The organism is Pseudomonas medicaginis (genome assembly GCF_965119365.1).
Classification (GTDB): domain Bacteria; phylum Pseudomonadota; class Gammaproteobacteria; order Pseudomonadales; family Pseudomonadaceae; genus Aquipseudomonas.
Window position 1 is genome coordinate 425633 of record NZ_OZ221631.1, and the last position, 17277, is coordinate 442909.

The window sequence follows — 17277 nt, forward strand, 5'->3', positions numbered from 1 at the left end:
GCGGGTTTTTTCATATTCGCGAATCTGTACGGTGGATTTCGAGCTGTCTGGAACGGCCGACAGCGTCTAAGGTGCACGTATGGTAAGGGAGCATGCTGCATGACTGCTGTGGATTTACCCGCTGTACCGCGTGTGTTGATCGCCGAGGCCGATCCGGCGTCCCGTGAATTGCTCGAACAGGTGGTGTCGGGCGTGCGCTGTGATGCCCGGGTGGACACATGTGGCGAGGGCAGACAGGCATTGGATTTGCTGGCGAGCCATCCTTATGACCTGGTGATCGCCGATTGGGAGTTGCCCGGCGTCGATGGCCTGGCGATTCTGCGCGGCCTGCGCCAGCAACATCGTACCCCGCCGTTACCGTTCATCCTGATGAGCCGGCGTAATGACGCCGCCAGTGTGCGGGAGGTCTTGCCGCTGGCGCCGACCGCGTATTTGACCAAGCCCTTGAGCCGGGAAAGCCTGACTCAGCGTTTACAGGGGGTGTTGGTGGGCGGTGCTGAGGAAACCATCAACGAGGCGCCAGGGCCGGGCCTGACCTTGTCCACCTTCCTGGAACGTCGACGTGACCTGTCCGAGGGCGCGCCCTTGATGACTGACGTACAAGTGGCAATCAAGCGCAGCCTCAACCCTGGCGGCCTGGATCTGAAACTGCTCGAAGAGGAGCTGCGCACCGATCCGCAAATCACTGCGGTGCTGATCGCTGCCGCCAACAGTGCTGCCCAGCATCAGGGCAGCAGCCCGGTACAGACCGTGGCCCAGGCGCTGCACCAGCTCGGTACCGGGCAAAGCATGAACCTGATCCTCGGCCTGACCCTCAAACGCTGCGCGCGGCTCAGCGTCCCGTGCCTGGCGGACTATGCCGAGCGTTATTGGGAGCTGTCGTTGCACACCGCCGAGTACGCCCGGACGATCGCACGGTTGCTGGACCTGGAGCAGGAGCGTTGTTATTGCGCCGGGTTGTTGCATCGCCTGGGCGACCTGGCGTTGTTGCGCTGCCTGGAGGAATGGAAACAGGCCGGTGGCGAGCTGGAGGAGCCGGAGGAAGTCGGCGACTCGCTGGACACGTTCGGCGCCAGTTTCGGCTCGGCGTTGCGTGCCCGCTGGCGTTTGCCGTTGGAATTGCGAGAGTTGATCGCGGCGGTCTATAGCCTGGGGGGCGGGGTGTATTCCCGAGAAGCCTTGGTGATGAACATGGCGGCGCAGATGGCGCACCTGCCCGCCCATGAAGGGCTTGAAGAACTGGCGCGGGGGCGTACCGCGCGGTTGCTGAAGATCGGCTTGCCGGAGCTGATGCGCTTGCGCCGTAAATAAAGCCACTGCCCGCTCCCACAGGGGTAGGCGGTGGAGCAACTCATTCAAGCCGCGATAATACGGTTCTTGCCTTTGCGCTTGGCGTCGTACATGGCCGCGTCGGCGCGGGCGAACAGGCTGTCGAGGCTCTGGTCGTCAGCCGTGATGCTGGTCAAGCCCTGGCTGACGGTAATGCCGAAGGTCTGTTCGCCACAGCGGAACATCAGGCGCTGGATTTCCCGCTGTAACCGTTCGGCCACTTGCAAGGCCATGTCGGGGGCGCAGCCGGGGAACACCGCGGCGAACTCTTCGCCACCGATCCGCCCGAACAAGTCACCGCGCCGGAGCACGGACCGGCCACTTTCGGCAATCTTCTGCAACACGGTATCGCCTTCCTGATGACCGTAGGTGTCGTTGATTACCTTGAAGTCATCGATGTCCAGCAACAGGAAAGCCATGGGCGTCCCTTGTAGCCGCGCCTGCTCGAATTCACGGTGGGCGCATTCGAAAAAATGCCGGCGATTGCTGCTCTGGGTCAACACATCGGTGGTCGCCAGTCGCTGCAGTTCACTTTCCAACAGCTTCTTTTCGGTGATGTCCTCGGCAATGCCGACCACAATCACCGGTTGCCCGGGCTCGGCCTGGCGGTTGATGAAGCACTTGTCGCTCAGCCAGCGGACCTGGCCATCGCCGGCGATAATGCGGTATTCACGGTCTTCGACGGCGCCCTTGACCAACACTTCGGCCAGGCTGCGTTCAGCGTACTCCAGGTCGTCGGGGTAGATTGCGTCGCGCCATTCGTTGTAGTCCGCCAGGACCAGGCCGGCAGGGCGGCCGAAGATGCGCTCGTAGGCAGGGCTGACATACAGCACTTGCCGGGTTTCCCAGTTGAACGCCCAGAGCACGGCATTGACGCTGACCAGCAGCGAGCTGAACAACTGCTCACGCTCGCTCAGGCGTGCCACTTCGCCCTGGGCATGTATCAGCGCCATGAGCGTCTGGGCCGACTCGGGCCAATGAGGTAGGGAGTAATCCTGTAGGTTCTTGTCGACCATCGGCACAAATCTCAAAGAGCGTGCACTGTTGTGGGTTCGCACGCACTTTTCTCCAAAGCCCGCCAGGATGGCGAAGTGCTCTTTGAGATAGGGGATTCGGAGCGAAGTTCCTTTTCAGGCGACGAAGGGCGGGGGGGAGCTCAGCCAATCACGTCATGAGTACTGAACCTGTGGCGAGGGGATTTATCCCCGCTGGGCTGCGAAGCAGCCCCAAAGCAGTCAACTCAATTGATCTGACACACCGAGCCATCAGGATCCTGGGGCTGCTACGCAGCCCAGCGGGGATAAATCCCCTCGCCACAGATGAGGGTCAGGCCGTGGCCGGCCGTAGCGAGTAGGTCTTGAGCTGGTCGGCAAAGTCCCGCAGGGACTGGATGCCGCTGGCCTCGGCCTCGTGGACCCATTCCTTGATCGCGGCGAGCATGTCGTGGCCGTTGCTGCTGGTCTTGACCCAGATCTGCTGCAAGGCCAGGCGTTTCTCGTAGATCACCTTCAGCGCCTGGCTGTGCTCGAGGATGTTCTGGATACGCACGTGGTGACGGTCGTCCAGCAGGCTGGTTTCCCGCGACAGCAGCCGTTTGGCCCGGTGGAACTGGTGACGCACCGAGTGATCGACCTTTTCCAGTTCCTGCTTGACCAGCGGCGCGATGACCAGCCGGCGGTACTGGGCCATGATCTGGAAACGGTTGTTGAGGATCGCCATGGCCGTGTCCATGTCCAGGTGGCCCTTGCCTTCGACTCGGTGGGCGATCGGCGCAACCCGCTGGACCTTGGCCAGGCGCAGGACACTGAACACCCGTATCCAGGCCCACCCCAGGTCGAACTCCCACTTGCGTACCGACAGCTTGGCCGAATTGGGGTAGGTGTGGTGGTTGTTGTGCAGTTCTTCGCCGCCGATCAGGATACCCCAGGGCACCAGGTTGGTCGCCGCGTCGCGGCATTCGAAGTTGCGGTAGCCCACGGCATGGCCCAGGCCATTGACCACGCCGGCGGCCCAGACGGGGATCCACATCATCTGGATGGCCCAGATGGTGATGCCAATGGTGCCGAACAGCAGCAGGTCGATGACGCCCATGATTGCCACGCCCAGCAATGGAAAGCGGCTGTAGAGGTTGCGCTCGATCCAGTCGTCGGGGCAGTTCTTGCCGTAGATGCGCAAGGTTTCCGGGTTTTCCGCTTCGGCGCGGTACAGCTCGGCACCTTTGCGCAGTACGGTGGACAAGCCCTTGACGACCGGGCTGTGAGGGTCATCCTCGGTTTCGCATTTTGCGTGGTGCTTGCGGTGGATGGCGGTCCACTCGCGGGTGTTCTGCGCCGTGGTCAGCCACAGCCAGAAACGGAAGAAATGTTTGAGGCCGGCATTGAGCTCCAGGGAGCGATGCGCCGAATAACGGTGCAGGTAGACCGTGACGGCAATAATCGTGACGTGGGTCATCAGCAGGGTGACTGCCACCAGTGACCAGGCCGACAAGCCAAGAAAACCTTCGTACCACATAGGCTGTAGGGCCCTCGATAAAGATAGAAACAGCCGTTGCATTATCACCAGCCCCACAGATAAAACCAGTCGGCCTTTCAGATAAGAGTGGCTGAATGTTTCTTCCTCTATAATCCCCACCTCTCTGTAGGGACATGGATGGCCGAATGCCTGCCTATCAACGCAGTGCCATGCGCGTAGCGCTGCTTTACCTCGTGTTGTCAGTCGTCTGGCTGCAGCTGATTGGTTATTTATTGAGCAGTTTCTTCGATCAATTCGCCGACAGGCAGCGCTGGCTCCTGATCAACGGTTATGCCTGGGTCCTGCTCAGCGCCGGGTTGATCTTCCTGGCGCGGGCGCGGATCTCGCGATTTTTCGCCAAGGGTGAGCACGGCGCCGATCGCGAGCGCCTGCGCCAGGCTGCCGCCGTCTTCGATTGCACCCGCGAAGGGGTGTTGGTGACGGACCGCAACGGCCTGATCGTGCATGTAAACCGGGCTTTCATGGCGATCACCGGTTATGCCCGGGACGAAGTGCTGGGCCAGCGCCCCAATCTGTTCAAATCCGGTCGTCATGGGCCGGATTTCTATCGCGACATGTTTACCTCCCTGGACAGCCTGGGGGAGTGGAGCGGCGAGATCTGGAATCGGCGTAAAAGCGGTGAGATATACCCGCAATGGCAGACGATCCGCGTCATTCATGACGACATTGGTCAGGTCGGCCATTACGTCGCGGTGTTTTCTGACATCAGCGCCATCAAGGATTCCGAGCATGAGTTGGCCTACCTGGCCCATCATGACCCGCTGACAGGTTTGCCCAACCGCCTGCTGTTTTCCGACCGTACTGAGCAGGCCGTGGCGTCGGCACAGTTGCACAAGCGTGGCTGTGCCCTGTTGCTGGTGGATCTGGATCATTTCAAGAACATCAATGACAGCCTGGGCCACAACGTCGGCGATGAATTGCTCAAAGGTGTGGCCGAGCGGTTTCGTGGATTGTTTGCGCCGGGCGTGACCCTGGCCCGGCTGGGGGGCGACGAATTTGCGCTGCTGGTGGAAAACTGCTCGCAGCCAGGCCAGGCAGCGGCGCTGGCCCGGCGCATCCTCGACGCCTTGAAAGAACCGCTGCGGTTCGATGACCACGCATTGTTCATCAATGCCAGCATCGGCATCAGCCTGTTTCCCGGCGATGCCCTGAACGCCGGGCAGCTGCTGCGCAATGCCGATTCGGCGTTGTTCAAGGCCAAGAGCGCCGGGCGTGACGGTTACGCCCTGTATACCGAAGAGCTCACGGCCCACGCCCAGCAACGGGTCGAGATTGCTTTCGAACTGCGTCGTGCGCTGCAGCAACAGGAGTTGCGCGTTCACTACCAGCCGGTCCACGACCTGGCGAGCAGTCGCCTGATTGGTGTCGAAGCGCTGGTGCGATGGGAGCATCCGACGCGTGGGCTGGTGTCGCCGGCCGAGTTCATCCCCATCGCTGAGCGTACCGGCCTGATTGCCCAGGTCGATGCCTGGGTCATGGACCAGGCCTGCCGGCAGATGTGCCAGTGGCAGCAGGCGGGCGTGGCGCTGTCGTTTGTCGCCGTCAACGTGTCGAGTCGGTTGTTTGCCCGTCGCGAGTTGTATGACCAGGTCGCCCAGGTGTTGCACGACACGGGCCTGGATCCAGCCTGCCTGGAGCTGGAGGTGACGGAAAGCGCGGTGATGGAAGACCCGGAGGTGGCGCTGGAGCAGATGCATCGCCTGCGGGAGCTGGGCGTGCGCCTGGCGATCGACGATTTCGGCACCGGTTATTCGTCGCTGCTGCGGCTCAAGCGCCTGCCGGTGCAGAAGCTCAAGATCGATCAGGGCTTTGTCGCGGGGTTGCCGTGGGATGAGGATGACGCGGCGATCGTTCGGGTGATCATTGCCCTGGCCCGCAGCATGGGCATGCAGGTGCACGCCGAAGGCATCGAACAGCGCGAGCAGGCGGCGTTTTTGCTTGGGCAGGCGTGTGAGTTGGGGCAGGGTTACTGGTTTGGCCGGCCCGTGGCGGCGGCGCAGTTGGATTGGGATCGGGCGCCGGTTATTGCTTGATCGTCAGTGGTGTTGATGTTGGTCGAGTACATATCCGTTGCTGAGGTAACGGCGGCTTATGGTTCCGCCCTGACGGCGGGTCACTTTCGAAAAGCCCGGAAGCCGGCCCAGTCGAAAGTAACCAAAGCGCTTTAGCCCCACCACTCGGCACCTCGCCTAGGCTCGGTGTGCCCTCACTCCGGCATTGCTCCGTGGGCCCGCCGCGAAGGGCCATCCATGGCCCAGCGCGGCTATCCCGGCATCCATGCCGGGATGCCCACTCCACAATACCTGCGTTCGGCCATCGTGGTTAACGGGGCGCCGAGATCAACGTCCACCGCGAGGCGGCCTGGTAGCCGACCTGGTTCTTCCGGTTGTACACCCATCGGATCTGTGGGAGCAAAGCTTGCTCGCGAGGCGGCCTAGTAGCCGACCTGTCTCTCCGGCCGTGCTCCAATCCAACTGTGGGAGCGGGCTTGCTCGCGAAGGCGTCTGTTCAGCTTGCATTGATAGGGACTGATGCACCGCTATCGCGAGCAGGCTCGCTCCCACAATGGATTGGCGTTGAACTTGAGATTCGGTTCGACGCAGAACCCTGTGGGAGCGAGCTTGCTCGCGATGGCGCCGGCTCAGCCTGCATCAATGCAAAGCGCTACACCTTGGCGCCGGGCGCCACCGCCTCCTTGGTTTCCAGATGATCCAACGCCCGCTCAACCAACAACTGCACCCCATCGGCCATGCGGCTGATCGCCAGGGCGACGCAGCGGCGTGAGTCATCCACGTCGTCAGCCAGGTCGGCGGCGATGGTGCTGATGGAGAGCAGGTCTTCGGAGGCGTTGGCGAGCAGGGTTTCGGTGTCTATGTGGGGAGAAACGATGAAGAGTTGGTTTTTGTCGGGTTCAGGCGGGGAGGCGGGCTTGGGGTTGAGGTAGTAGTCGAGGACGCGGGTGGCGGCGTCATCGAGCTTTTTTTCTTCCTGCGCTTGGACGCGGGATTTGTGGCCGTTTTGCGGCGGATTAGGTGAAGGCTTGACCATATTTTATGTACCAGAGTTGGGGTCGACATCCTTTCGCTTGCATTCGAAGAGGTGGCAACTGTGCGTAGGTGTGCAAGACCGGTCCGGTACCGCCGGCAGACCCGAAGGTCTCCCACGCACAATCGCCATAACGGACGCGAGCATAAAAAAATGCTCGGTCAATAGCCATGACCAATTGCATACCAGTCCGGACTTGCACGTCCGTGTCACCGTTTTTTGCGATGACGAACAAAGGTTAGCGGTGCAAAACCAGGGTGCCTAGTTCACGAACAGCCCGGCGTTTTGAAGGAAATCTCCGAGGGTTCGGCAGGGAAAAGCCCCAATCACCCCTGCCGTAGGACGCCGGCTACTTTCTGTAATTTTGGTTATATAAAAATTCTTAAATAGTCTTTTTAAGAATATCTGCACTTATCTAGTATTGCTCCCACGCCGCAAGCAGTGCCGCCCACTGCCAGGCATTCATTCAAGGAGCAGCAGCATGAGCGCATCTCTACGTAGCGTTGACGGCCAGGACGAAGCAACCATCTTGCGCGAGATCCAGAGCGCGTTGCGCGATCTGCGTTTTGGGGCCGTGGAGATCACCGTGCACAACGCGCAGGTGGTCCAGATCGAACGCAAGGAAAAATTCCGCTTGCAGCAGCCGAGTCATAAGCCGGGCTGAAACAGTCTGGTTGTGGGAGCAAAGCTTGCTCGCGAAACACGCGCCTCGATTTGTGGGGACTGCGGTGCCTTCATCGCGAGCAGGCTTTGCTCCCACAGCGGTTCGATTTGTTCAGGTCTCACGATTTATAAGCCATAAAAACCAGAATTCCAGGAGCTTTCACCATGTCGTTCATTCGTCGTTATGCCCTGGCCGCGCTGGCCAGTGCTGTTTTTGCAGGTTCCGCCGTCGCCAAGGATTACGAGCTGCTCAACGTGTCCTACGACCCGACGCGTGAGCTTTACCAGGATTACAACGCCGAATTCGCCAGTTTCTGGAAGAAAGCGCACCCGGACGACAGCGTGAAAATCCAGCAGTCCCACGGGGGTTCGGGCAAGCAAGGCCGGGCGGTGATCGATGGTCTGCGGGCCGACGTGGTGACCCTGGCCCTGGCCGGTGATATCGATGAAATCGCCAAGCTGGGCAAGTCCCTGCCGGCGGACTGGCAAACACGCCTGCCGGAAGCCAGTACACCCTACACGTCCACCATCGTGTTCCTGGTGCGCAAGGGCAACCCCAAGGGCATCAAGGATTGGGGCGATCTGATCAAGAACGATGTATCGGTTATCACCCCGAACCCGAAGACCTCCGGCGGTGCGCGCTGGAACTTCCTCGCTGCCTGGGCCTATGGCCTGAAGGCCAACGGCGGTGACGAAGCCAAGGCCAAAGCATATGTGCAGGCGCTGTTCAAACATGTGCCGATCCTCGACACCGGCGCCCGTGGCTCGACCATTACCTTCGTCAACAACGGTCAGGGCGACGTGTTGCTGGCCTGGGAAAACGAAGCCTTCCTGGCGCTGAAAGAGGACGGTGGTGCGGACAAGTTCGATATCGTCGTGCCGTCGTTGTCGATTCTCGCCGAGCCGCCGGTGGCGGTGGTGGACAAGAACGCCGAGAAAAAGGGCAATGCCGAGATCGCCGAGGCGTACCTCAAGCACCTGTACAGCCCGGCTGGCCAGGAAATCGCCGCGAAAAACTACTATCGCCCGCGTGACAAGGACGTGGCTGCCAAGTACGCCCGGCAATTTCCGAAGGTGGAGCTGGTGACCATCGACCAGGACTTCGGCGGCTGGAAAACCGCGCAACCGAAATTCTTCAACGATGGCGGCGTGTTCGACCAGATCTATCAGGCGCAGTAAGCTGAAACACGCTTAAACGAACCTAATGTCAGTCAGTTACCAAAGATAAAGCCGCACACCCAACCTGTGGCGAGGGAATTTATCCCCGCGGGCGCGCGCAGCGCGCCCTAAAATCTGACTGTAGATAACGGCTAGGGGCTGCTGCGCAGCCCAACGGGGATAAATCCCCTCGCCACAGTTTCGTGCGTTCAACCAAGGACCTTTATGTCGCGTCGCATATCCCCCGTCATACCCGGCTTCGGGCTGACGCTGGGCTACACCCTGGTGTACCTCAGCCTGATTGTGCTCATCCCCTTGGCGGCAATGTTCGTGCATGCCGCCCAACTCACCTGGGAACAGTTCTGGGCGATCATTTCGGCGCCGCGGGTGCTGGCGGCCTTGAAGCTCAGTTTCGGCACCGCGCTGTGCGCCGCGATCATCAACGGCGTGATCGGGACATTGCTGGCCTGGGTACTGGTGCGCTACACCTTCCCCGGTCGCAAGATCATCGACGCGATGATTGACCTGCCGTTCGCGTTGCCCACCGCCGTGGCCGGCATTGCCCTGACGGCGTTGTACGCGCCGACCGGCCTGGTGGGCCAGTTCGCCACCGACCTGGGCTTCAAGATCGCCTACACCCCGTTGGGCATCACCCTGGCGCTGACCTTCGTGACCCTGCCGTTCGTGGTGCGCACGGTGCAGCCGGTGCTGGCCGATATTCCCCGTGAAGTCGAAGAGGCGGCCGCTTGCCTCGGTGCCAAACCGTGGCAAGTGTTTCGCCACATCCTCGTGCCGGCGTTGCTGCCGGCCTGGTTGACCGGCTTCGCCCTGGCGTTTGCCCGTGGCGTGGGCGAGTACGGTTCGGTGATTTTCATCGCGGGCAACATGCCAATGAAGACCGAAATCCTGCCGCTGCTGATCATGGTCAAGCTCGACCAATACGACTACACCGGCGCCACCTCCATCGGCGTGCTGATGCTGGTGGTTTCCTTCGTCCTGTTGCTGCTGATCAACTTGCTGCAGCGGCGCATCGAAACCCCATAAGGAGGCGCGAACATGTCCCAATCGTCTATTTGCGCAGCCTCCACCAACGCCGCTCGTCGCGGCAGTGCGACGTCGCGGCGCGTGCTGATCGGCCTCGGCTGGTTGATTTTTGCGCTGTTTTTGCTGTTGCCGCTGTTCATCGTGGTGTCCCAGGGCCTGAAGCTCGGGCTGGGGGCGTTCTTCACGGCGATCTTCGAACCCGATGCACTGTCGGCGTTGAAGCTCACGGTGGTTGCCGTGCTGATCTCGGTGCCGCTGAACCTGGTGTTCGGCGTCAGTGCCGCGTGGTGCGTGAGCAAATACTCATTCCGTGGCAAGAGCATGCTGGTGACGCTGATCGACCTGCCGTTCTCGGTGTCGCCGGTGATCGCGGGCCTGGTCTACGTGTTGATGTTCGGCGCCCAGGGCCTGTTCGGGCCGTGGCTGTCGGATCACGATATCCAGATCGTGTTCGCACTGCCGGGCATCGTTCTGGCGACCATCTTCGTCACCGTGCCTTTCGTGGCCCGTGAGCTGATCCCGCTGATGCAGGAACAAGGCACCCAGGAAGAAGAGGCCGCGCGCCTGCTGGGCGCCAATGGCTGGCAGATGTTCTGGCATGTCACCGTGCCGAACATCAAGTGGGGCCTGATCTATGGCGTGGTGCTGTGTACCGCCCGGGCCATGGGTGAGTTTGGCGCAGTGTCGGTGGTCTCCGGGCACATTCGCGGGGTGACCAACACCCTGCCGTTGCACGTCGAGATTCTCTACAACGAATACAACCACGTGGCCGCGTTCGCTGTGGCGAGCCTGTTGCTGATCCTGGCGCTCTTGATCCTGCTGCTCAAGCAGTGGAGCGAAAACCGAATCAACCGCCTGCGCGCCAGCGCCGCGGAGGAATAAGTCATGTCGATCGAAGTCCGTAACGTCAGCAAGAATTTCAACGCATTCAGGGCCTTGGATCAGATCAGCCTGGATATCCAGAGTGGCGAGCTGGTGGCGCTGCTGGGGCCGTCGGGTTGCGGCAAGACCACGTTGCTGCGGATCATCGCCGGCCTCGAAACCCCGGACCAAGGCAGCATCGTGTTCCACGGCGAGGACGTGTCCGGCCACGACGTGCGGGATCGCAACGTCGGTTTCGTGTTCCAGCACTACGCCTTGTTCCGCCACATGACGGTGTTCGACAACGTCGCCTTCGGCCTGCGCATGAAGCCCAAGAATCAACGTCCGAACGAAAGCCAGATCGCGACCAAGGTCCACGAACTGCTGAACATGGTGCAACTGGATTGGCTCGCCGACCGTTACCCGGAGCAGTTGTCCGGCGGCCAGCGCCAGCGGATCGCCCTGGCCCGCGCCCTGGCGGTGGAGCCCAAGGTGTTGTTGCTGGACGAACCGTTCGGTGCCCTCGACGCCAAGGTCCGCAAGGAACTGCGTCGCTGGCTGGCACGGCTGCACGAGGACATCAACCTGACCTCGGTGTTCGTGACCCACGACCAGGAAGAGGCCATGGAAGTCGCCGATCGGATCGTGGTGATGAACAAAGGCGTGATCGAGCAGATCGGTTCACCGGGGGATGTCTACGAAAACCCGGCCAGCGACTTTGTGTATCACTTCCTCGGCGACTCGAACCGCCTGCACTTGGGTGAGGACCGGCATGTGCTGTTCCGTCCTCACGAAGTTTCGTTGTCGCGCTCGGAGCTGGAAGACCACCACGCTGCCGAAGTGCGGGACATCCGTCCGCTCGGCGCCACCACTCGGGTGACCCTGAAGGTGGAAGGCCAGAGCGAACTGATCGAAGCGGAAGTGGTGAAGGATCACGACAGCCTGGTGGGCCTGGCGAAGGGCGAGACGCTGTTCTTCAAGCCGAAGGTCTGGCAGAAAGTCGCCAACCTCTAAAAGCATCGCGAGCAAGCTCGCTCCCACAGGGGATTTGTGTATGGCGCAGATCCATTGTGGGAGATTCTATGGTTGAGGGAAAGCCCTCAAGCCGCGTTAGGTTGGTATTCGCTTTGCCCTTTCAGCAGAGCGAATACGATCCGAGCAAGCTTGCGAGCCAGCATTACCAACGCCTGAGTGGTAGTGAAACCGCGAGCTCTTTGCTTTTCATAGAAGCCTCTCCAGGCGGACGTGCGGCTAGCCGACATGGCGGCATTGTGTAACAGCCGACGGACTTCCGGGTCGCCTCGTTTACTCAAGCTACGGCGCCCATCTTTTTGTCCTGATTTCGACACTCGCAAGTCCATTCCCAAAAAGGCAATGAAGGCGTCTGAGTTTCTGAAATCCCCTCGTTGAAATGCCGTAAGCAAGCGGGCTCCGGTCAGAAATCCAATGCCCTCAACCTTCAAGCAACGGTTCAACTGACCCTGCAAACCGGCATCCCTCAGATGATCCTTGATCGTCTTCTCGATCAATGTCTCAAGCCTCTGCATGGCTGCAATTTGTTCGGCGAAAGCGGTCTTCAGCAGCGGCTCGTTAGCCCAGCTTTGTACCAGGGCCACTCGAGCCTGAACCAGGGCTGCGCGACGGCGGAAAAGGCTCAGGAGCTGGCGATACAGCGGAGATGGCGGGGTCCAGGGGTTAAGCTCATGCCCTTCGTTTTTCAGGTAACGGGCCAGCAGCTTGGCATCCAGCGCGTCAGTTTTGGCGCGGATTTTTACGCCTTCGCGGTAGTGATGCAGTTCATAACCGCCCACCATGTAGATCTCGCAGCCGGCCTCATAGGCCAGATCAGCGAATTCCAGGTGATAGATATTGGTCGACTCAATGGCTACAGCGACGGGGCCCGGCAATGCTTTCAACCACTTTTTGATGGCCGCTTTGTTGTTGGGAGTCGCCTCCAGTACGTCAAGTTCGGCGTGATAGATCACCAGTTCGTTCTTGGCGACATCCACGCCCACAATCGGCTTTGTGACAGAAACCGGCATTGCCATTGAAAATTCTCCGGGCTAAGGTTTGAACACTTGAAGGGTTCACCCAGAGGCGCAGGCTTGTTCCTATCGTCGGTTTAGGCCAGATGCATTCTTTATCGGCGCTTGGGTGAAAGGAGGAGGGGCGAAATCTCCCACGGTCTGTACTGCGCCAAACAGTCAGAATCGAGCCTTGTCCCTCCTCCTCCCTTCAAGTCCTACCATACAAGCGAGCTTGCTCGCGATGGCGTCCCCACTGACACCCCGATCAGAATCTGAATAACTCCGCCCAACCTTGCTTCGATTGGTTCTACGCCAATACCCTTTCCCATTTAAATCCCTACCTAGACTCTGACATGCCAGGAGGCAAGTCAGAGTCCATGACGGACCGGTGTTATCTCCCCTGGCGACCTGATGCCAAGGAGAGAAAACATGAGCGTGGAAATCAGTCGGCATGGCCCGTTTGGCTGTGCATTGTTAGGCGTCTTGCTGGCTCCGGCCACCAGCGCCGCCCCCTCGTTGTCCCCCCAGATACCCTTCGATGTCACGGTGACCAGCCCCGTATCACTGGTCAGCCTGCAAGCCAATTTCGATGAACTGTCGTGGCAAACGTTCATCGCCCTGAACTGGCCGGCGCTGGATAACGGTGATCCGAATACCGCCATCCCCATCGGCAAGCAGGATGGCGCCACCGTGTGGGAAAGCTGGAAAGAGAGTTACCAGATTTTCCGCGCCAAGGGCCAGGCACCGTTGCCTTGGAACGCCTCGGCGACCCTCCCTGAAGCGTGCAAGTCGCTCAAGCCCGGTCGCCTGTTGCAGCAGATGGGCAAGGTGCCCGATGTGCTGGATGAGTTTATCCAGCCCTTCGAAAGCGGCCCGTTGGTGGACCAGAACGGTACCTACACGCGCAACGAAATCGTGGTCAACCAGTCGATGTTCAACGGCATCGTCGACAACGGCCTGTACAGCATCGAAGGGCAGCAGGCGTTTTTCGCCGCGAAGCCGACCAATGCCGTGGCGTTCAGTTGTGGTTCCACCGAGACCCAACAGGTCGGTGCGGTGATGGTGAAGGCGTCGTGGAAAGTGCTGGGCCCCAACGACAACCGCCAGGATTTTCACACCGTCGATGCGCTGGTCTACACCCCGGGCAACAACGACCCGAGTCATGGGCCGATCGTCGAGGAGTCGTGCGTGTCCGAGCCGGTCGGTTTGGTGGGACTGCACATGGTCCATAAGACCGCCAGCGCGGCGCAATGGGTCTGGTCGACCTTCGAGCATGTGAACAACGTGCCGGAAAAAACCACGCCTCCCGCCCAGCGGACCGGACCTTATCTGTTCTACAACGCTGCCAGCAAAAGCGACATCAACCAACCGCCGCCACGGCCATGGAACCCGGCAGTCAAGGCGACCCCTTCGCAGATCGTGCGGGAAGTGCCGCTGACCGAGGCCACCAAAAGCCTCAATGCTACCTATCAAGCGCAGTTGCGTACGGTGAACCCGCAGAGCGTCTGGGCGAACTACCAACTGATCAGTACCCAGTGGCCGTCGGACCCGCCCAAGAACTGCCAGGTATCGGCCGCCAACCCGCTGGGCAGTCCCGCGCCGTTGTTCCTGGCCAACGCCACGCTGGAAACCTACATCCAGGGCACCGTGCCCCAGGCGTCCTCCAGTTGCATGGCCTGTCACGGCAATGCGGCCACCCATGTCACCGAATCACCCCGCACCAGCTTCGCGGATTTCACCTATTTGCTCGAACGTGCACAGTCCACTGGCGGACAAGGAGTCAACCATGAGCAGTGATCTGGACAACTTTGTAGGCTTGTCATCGGCCCTGACCGGCATTCCCACGGATCGGCTGGCACCGGCGATCGACCAGGTGGGTCTGCCGCCGACTTTTCTTGCATTCATCACCCCGCGTATCACCCCTGACGTACTCAACACGTTGCTGACTCAATACGCCACGCTGGCGGCGGACAATGTGCCCCCCGACCAGATCGCCCAAGCGGTGCTGATGGATGGATCGCGACCGGCTGTCACGCAAGCGGCCCAGGCCGCGCGTTCGATCATGAAACTGTGGTTGCTGGGGGTCTGGTATCAGCCCTATGCCACTGGCAGCTACCAATCGACCGACTCGACGGTGGTGTCCGACCAGGCCTACATCCAGAGCTGGGCCTGGAAAATCGCCCAGGCCCATCCCATGGGCTACAGCGAGATGTTTTTCGGCTATTGGAACACCACGCCACCGAGCCTTGAGGACTACACCGGCGTGCCTGCCAACGGCCAAGGAGCCTCGTCATGAGTACCGAACAAGCCGAGGTGATCATCGTTGGCGCGGGGCTGGCCGGCAGCATCATCGCTTATCAGTTGGGCATGGCGGGCGTGGACGTGCTGGTGCTCGAATCGGGCCCGGAGATCCCGGCCAACCGTGCCCAATATCTGGAGCGTTTCTACACGGCCACCCTGAAAACCCCGGAATCCCCTTACCCTCCGGTGTCGACCCTGGACACGCCGCGTGACCCGACCAAGGAAAATGCCCCCCGGGCGACCATCGCCGACCTGATCCTTGGCTGGGACAAGCCGCAGGTCAGCTATTTGGTGCAGAAAGGCCCACTGCCCTTCAACAGCACCTATGAACGGGTGGGCGGCGGTACGACCTGGCATTGGGTCGGGACATGCCTGCGCATGGTGCCGAACGATTTTCGCCTGAGGAGCAAGTACGGCGTCGGAGTGGATTGGCCAATCGGCTACGACGATCTACAAAGCGCCTATTGCCGGGCCGAGGCGGAAATCGGGGTGTCGGCCAATGTCGCCGACCAGGCCTATCTGGGCATGACGTTCCCCGAGGGCTATAGCTTTCCGATGCACAGCATTCCGTTGTCGTTGGTCGACGGCAGTTTTGTCACCGCCGTGACTGGCCAGACATTCGACGGGTTGCCGTTGGTGGTCAGTCCGACGCCGGCCGGGCGCAACTCCCAGCCCTATGCCGGGCGCCGGGTGTGTGCCGGCAATACCAACTGCACGCCGATCTGCCCGATCCAGGCCAAGTACGATGCGACTGTGACCATGAACAAGGCCCTGGCCACCGGCAAGGTCCGGGTCATGTACCGGACCGTGGCCAGCAAAGTGACCGTGGGCTCGGACAAGCACATCAATGGCGTCCAATTCATTCAATATCAGCTGGGCGAGGGCCCGCAGACGGGCACCGGCGTGGCCATCGGGCAGCGTTACGTGATCGCGGCCCATGCCATCGAAACCCCTAAATTGTTGCTCAACTCCAAGACCCCGGACTGGCCCAACGGTGTGGCCAACAGCAGTGGGCAGGTGGGACGCAGTTTGTCCGACCATCCGATATACCTGGCGTGGGGGCTGATGCCGGAAGGCAAAACGGTGTTCCCGTACCGTGGCCCGGTGTCCACGGCGGGCATCGAGAGCCTGCGTGACGGCGCTTTTCGTAGCCAGCGAGCGGCATGGCGCATCGAAATCGGCAACGAGGGCTGGAACTGGCCGGTTGGCGACCCATACATCACCGTGGCCGATTTTATCGACGGCAAGAACAAAAGCTGCACCAACCCGTTGCCATCGAAAGAGAACCCGCCGCCGCCCACTGAAGCGCTTTACGGCACGGCCCTGATTCAACGGCTCAACGATTTGTTCATCCGTCAGTTTCGGATCGGCTTTTTGGTGGAGCAGGTGGAAGAGCATCCCGACCAGGCCAATAGCTACATCGTGCCCTCGACGGACAAGCTCACGGACGGGCTCGGCATTCTTCGGCCGGAAATCCACTACGACCTGTCCGATTACACCAAGGAAGGTTTCAGGCAGGCGAAGATACTGGCGACTCATATCATCAAGGACCTGCTCGGTGCCGTGGAGCTGACGGTACCCATTGGCCAAGGGACATTCAGATACAAAGACGAGGATTACAGCTTCCAGGGCGCCGGACACCTGATGGGCACCTACCGCATGGGCGATGACCCGACCAAGTCGGTAGTGGACAAGGACCAGCGCAGTTGGGACCACAAGAACCTGTTCCTGGTGGGCGATGGTGTGTTCCCCAGCACCGGCACCTCGAACCCGAGCCTGACGATTGCGGCGTTGTCGTTCCAGGCCGGGGACACGGTGGCCAACGACCTGAAGGCGGTGACGATGCAGGTCCAATCCAACGTCGCCTGGCAGGGCACCGGCGTGCAGGTCAACGGTTTGGTACCGCGCCTGGTTCGCTACGTCAGTGGGCTATGGTGTGCCAGTCCGCAGGGCGGCAATGTCGATGGCAATGGCGGTTCGAGGCACATCGACTACAGCAGCTATGCCTTGCCCGGTGCTGCCGAAGGCGCCTTGATCGGTCGTGTGGGCGAGGGTGGCAAGCCGTTCCTGGTGGGGGATCTGGGGCAGGTTCCGGGCGACCAGCAAGGGGAACTGCAACTGTGCATCAACGATGATCTGACCGGGCAGTACGGGTCTGGCTTGAAAGATAACACCGGCGCGCTGACGATTCGGGTCGAGTTTGGTGCGTTGTAACGCTTGAGCGGTAAGGCCTGACTCCTGTGGGAGCGAGCTTGCTCGCGATAGCGGTGGATCAGTCGACACGGATGTGTCTGGCCGAGCGCTATCGCGAGCAAGC

At 60.7% G+C, this 17277-nt stretch carries 14 protein-coding genes; 10 read left to right on the top strand and 4 right to left on the bottom strand.

From position 1 onward, the window contains the following. The first annotated feature begins 99 nt into the window (after positions 1-99). The gene (locus ACMTA2_RS01960; RefSeq protein WP_413793487.1) at positions 100-1311 is read left to right on the top strand and encodes an HDOD domain-containing protein; all 1212 of its coding nucleotides are present in this window, start codon (positions 100-102) and stop codon (positions 1309-1311) included. A gap of 44 nt (positions 1312-1355) precedes the next feature. On the opposite strand, the gene ACMTA2_RS01965 is transcribed toward ACMTA2_RS01960, so the two are convergent. Beyond that, a complete protein-coding gene (locus ACMTA2_RS01965) occupies positions 1356-2345 on the bottom strand; it encodes a GGDEF domain-containing protein (protein ID WP_413793488.1) in 990 nt (329 codons plus the stop codon). 310 nt (positions 2346-2655) lie between these two features. Then, on the bottom strand, positions 2656-3840 hold the full coding sequence (gene desA, locus ACMTA2_RS01970) for a delta-9 fatty acid desaturase DesA (protein ID WP_413793489.1): 1185 nt from the start codon (positions 3838-3840) through the stop codon (positions 2656-2658). Between the two features lie 146 nt (positions 3841-3986). Between desA and dibA the strand changes: the two genes are divergently transcribed. Further along, positions 3987-5894, top strand: a complete 1908-nt coding sequence (gene dibA, locus ACMTA2_RS01975) for a phosphodiesterase DibA (RefSeq protein WP_413793490.1) — start codon at positions 3987-3989, stop codon at positions 5892-5894. Between the two features lie 631 nt (positions 5895-6525). Here dibA and ACMTA2_RS01980 read toward each other — a convergent pair. Then, complete coding sequence (locus ACMTA2_RS01980; RefSeq protein ID WP_413793491.1) at positions 6526-6909, bottom strand: DUF6124 family protein; 384 nt, start codon at positions 6907-6909, stop codon at positions 6526-6528. A gap of 478 nt (positions 6910-7387) precedes the next feature. Here ACMTA2_RS01980 and oscA point away from each other — a divergent pair, with 478 nt between their 5' ends. From oscA to ACMTA2_RS02005, 5 genes are all read left to right on the top strand, one after another. Continuing rightward, the gene (gene oscA, locus ACMTA2_RS01985; protein ID WP_042732574.1) at positions 7388-7570 is read left to right on the top strand and encodes a sulfur starvation response protein OscA; all 183 of its coding nucleotides are present in this window, start codon (positions 7388-7390) and stop codon (positions 7568-7570) included. Positions 7571-7734: 164 nt separating this feature from the next. Further along, complete coding sequence (locus tag ACMTA2_RS01990; RefSeq protein ID WP_413793492.1) at positions 7735-8748, top strand: sulfate ABC transporter substrate-binding protein; 1014 nt, start codon at positions 7735-7737, stop codon at positions 8746-8748. A gap of 204 nt (positions 8749-8952) precedes the next feature. Then, complete coding sequence (cysT, locus tag ACMTA2_RS01995) at positions 8953-9771, top strand: sulfate ABC transporter permease subunit CysT (RefSeq protein ID WP_274090594.1); 819 nt, start codon at positions 8953-8955, stop codon at positions 9769-9771. A 12-nt stretch (positions 9772-9783) separates the two neighbouring features. Then, the gene (gene cysW / locus ACMTA2_RS02000; protein ID WP_413793493.1) at positions 9784-10653 is read left to right on the top strand and encodes a sulfate ABC transporter permease subunit CysW; all 870 of its coding nucleotides are present in this window, start codon (positions 9784-9786) and stop codon (positions 10651-10653) included. 3 nt (positions 10654-10656) lie between these two features. After that, the gene (locus ACMTA2_RS02005) at positions 10657-11646 is read left to right on the top strand and encodes a sulfate/molybdate ABC transporter ATP-binding protein (RefSeq protein WP_413793494.1); all 990 of its coding nucleotides are present in this window, start codon (positions 10657-10659) and stop codon (positions 11644-11646) included. Between the two features lie 86 nt (positions 11647-11732). Here the strand turns inward: ACMTA2_RS02005 and ACMTA2_RS02010 are convergent, their stop codons facing one another. Continuing rightward, positions 11733-12680 (bottom strand): IS110 family transposase, encoded by a 948-nt coding sequence (locus tag ACMTA2_RS02010; protein ID WP_413791447.1) that lies wholly within the window; start codon positions 12678-12680, stop codon positions 11733-11735. A gap of 408 nt (positions 12681-13088) precedes the next feature. Here ACMTA2_RS02010 and ACMTA2_RS02015 point away from each other — a divergent pair, with 408 nt between their 5' ends. From ACMTA2_RS02015 to ACMTA2_RS02025, 3 genes are read left to right on the top strand one after another with little or no spacing between them, the layout of a single operon-like run. After that, positions 13089-14456 carry a cytochrome C gene (locus ACMTA2_RS02015; protein ID WP_413793495.1) on the top strand — a complete coding sequence of 456 codons (1368 nt, stop codon included), beginning with the start codon at positions 13089-13091 and terminating at the stop codon, positions 14454-14456. Then, a complete protein-coding gene (locus tag ACMTA2_RS02020; RefSeq protein WP_413793496.1) occupies positions 14446-14955 on the top strand; it encodes a sorbitol dehydrogenase in 510 nt (169 codons plus the stop codon). The genes ACMTA2_RS02015 and ACMTA2_RS02020 overlap by 11 nt, the downstream gene beginning before the upstream one ends. Next, entirely contained in the window at positions 14952-17174 is a 2223-nt protein-coding gene (locus ACMTA2_RS02025; protein WP_413793497.1) for a GMC oxidoreductase, read from the top strand. The genes ACMTA2_RS02020 and ACMTA2_RS02025 overlap by 4 nt, the downstream gene beginning before the upstream one ends. Positions 17175-17277 lie beyond the last annotated feature (103 nt).

Coding starts and splice junctions, on each gene's coding strand:
- ACMTA2_RS01960 (WP_413793487.1), top strand. CDS start 100: ATGACTGCTGTGGATTTACCCGCTGTACCGCGTGTGTTGATCGCCGAG.
- ACMTA2_RS01965 (WP_413793488.1), bottom strand. CDS start 2,345: ATGGTCGACAAGAACCTACAGGATTACTCCCTACCTCATTGGCCCGAG.
- desA (WP_413793489.1), bottom strand. CDS start 3,840: ATGTGGTACGAAGGTTTTCTTGGCTTGTCGGCCTGGTCACTGGTGGCA.
- dibA (WP_413793490.1), top strand. CDS start 3,987: ATGCCTGCCTATCAACGCAGTGCCATGCGCGTAGCGCTGCTTTACCTC.
- ACMTA2_RS01980 (WP_413793491.1), bottom strand. CDS start 6,909: ATGGTCAAGCCTTCACCTAATCCGCCGCAAAACGGCCACAAATCCCGC.
- oscA (WP_042732574.1), top strand. CDS start 7,388: ATGAGCGCATCTCTACGTAGCGTTGACGGCCAGGACGAAGCAACCATC.
- ACMTA2_RS01990 (WP_413793492.1), top strand. CDS start 7,735: ATGTCGTTCATTCGTCGTTATGCCCTGGCCGCGCTGGCCAGTGCTGTT.
- cysT (WP_274090594.1), top strand. CDS start 8,953: ATGTCGCGTCGCATATCCCCCGTCATACCCGGCTTCGGGCTGACGCTG.
- cysW (WP_413793493.1), top strand. CDS start 9,784: ATGTCCCAATCGTCTATTTGCGCAGCCTCCACCAACGCCGCTCGTCGC.
- ACMTA2_RS02005 (WP_413793494.1), top strand. CDS start 10,657: ATGTCGATCGAAGTCCGTAACGTCAGCAAGAATTTCAACGCATTCAGG.
- ACMTA2_RS02010 (WP_413791447.1), bottom strand. CDS start 12,680: ATGGCAATGCCGGTTTCTGTCACAAAGCCGATTGTGGGCGTGGATGTC.
- ACMTA2_RS02015 (WP_413793495.1), top strand. CDS start 13,089: ATGAGCGTGGAAATCAGTCGGCATGGCCCGTTTGGCTGTGCATTGTTA.
- ACMTA2_RS02020 (WP_413793496.1), top strand. CDS start 14,446: ATGAGCAGTGATCTGGACAACTTTGTAGGCTTGTCATCGGCCCTGACC.
- ACMTA2_RS02025 (WP_413793497.1), top strand. CDS start 14,952: ATGAGTACCGAACAAGCCGAGGTGATCATCGTTGGCGCGGGGCTGGCC.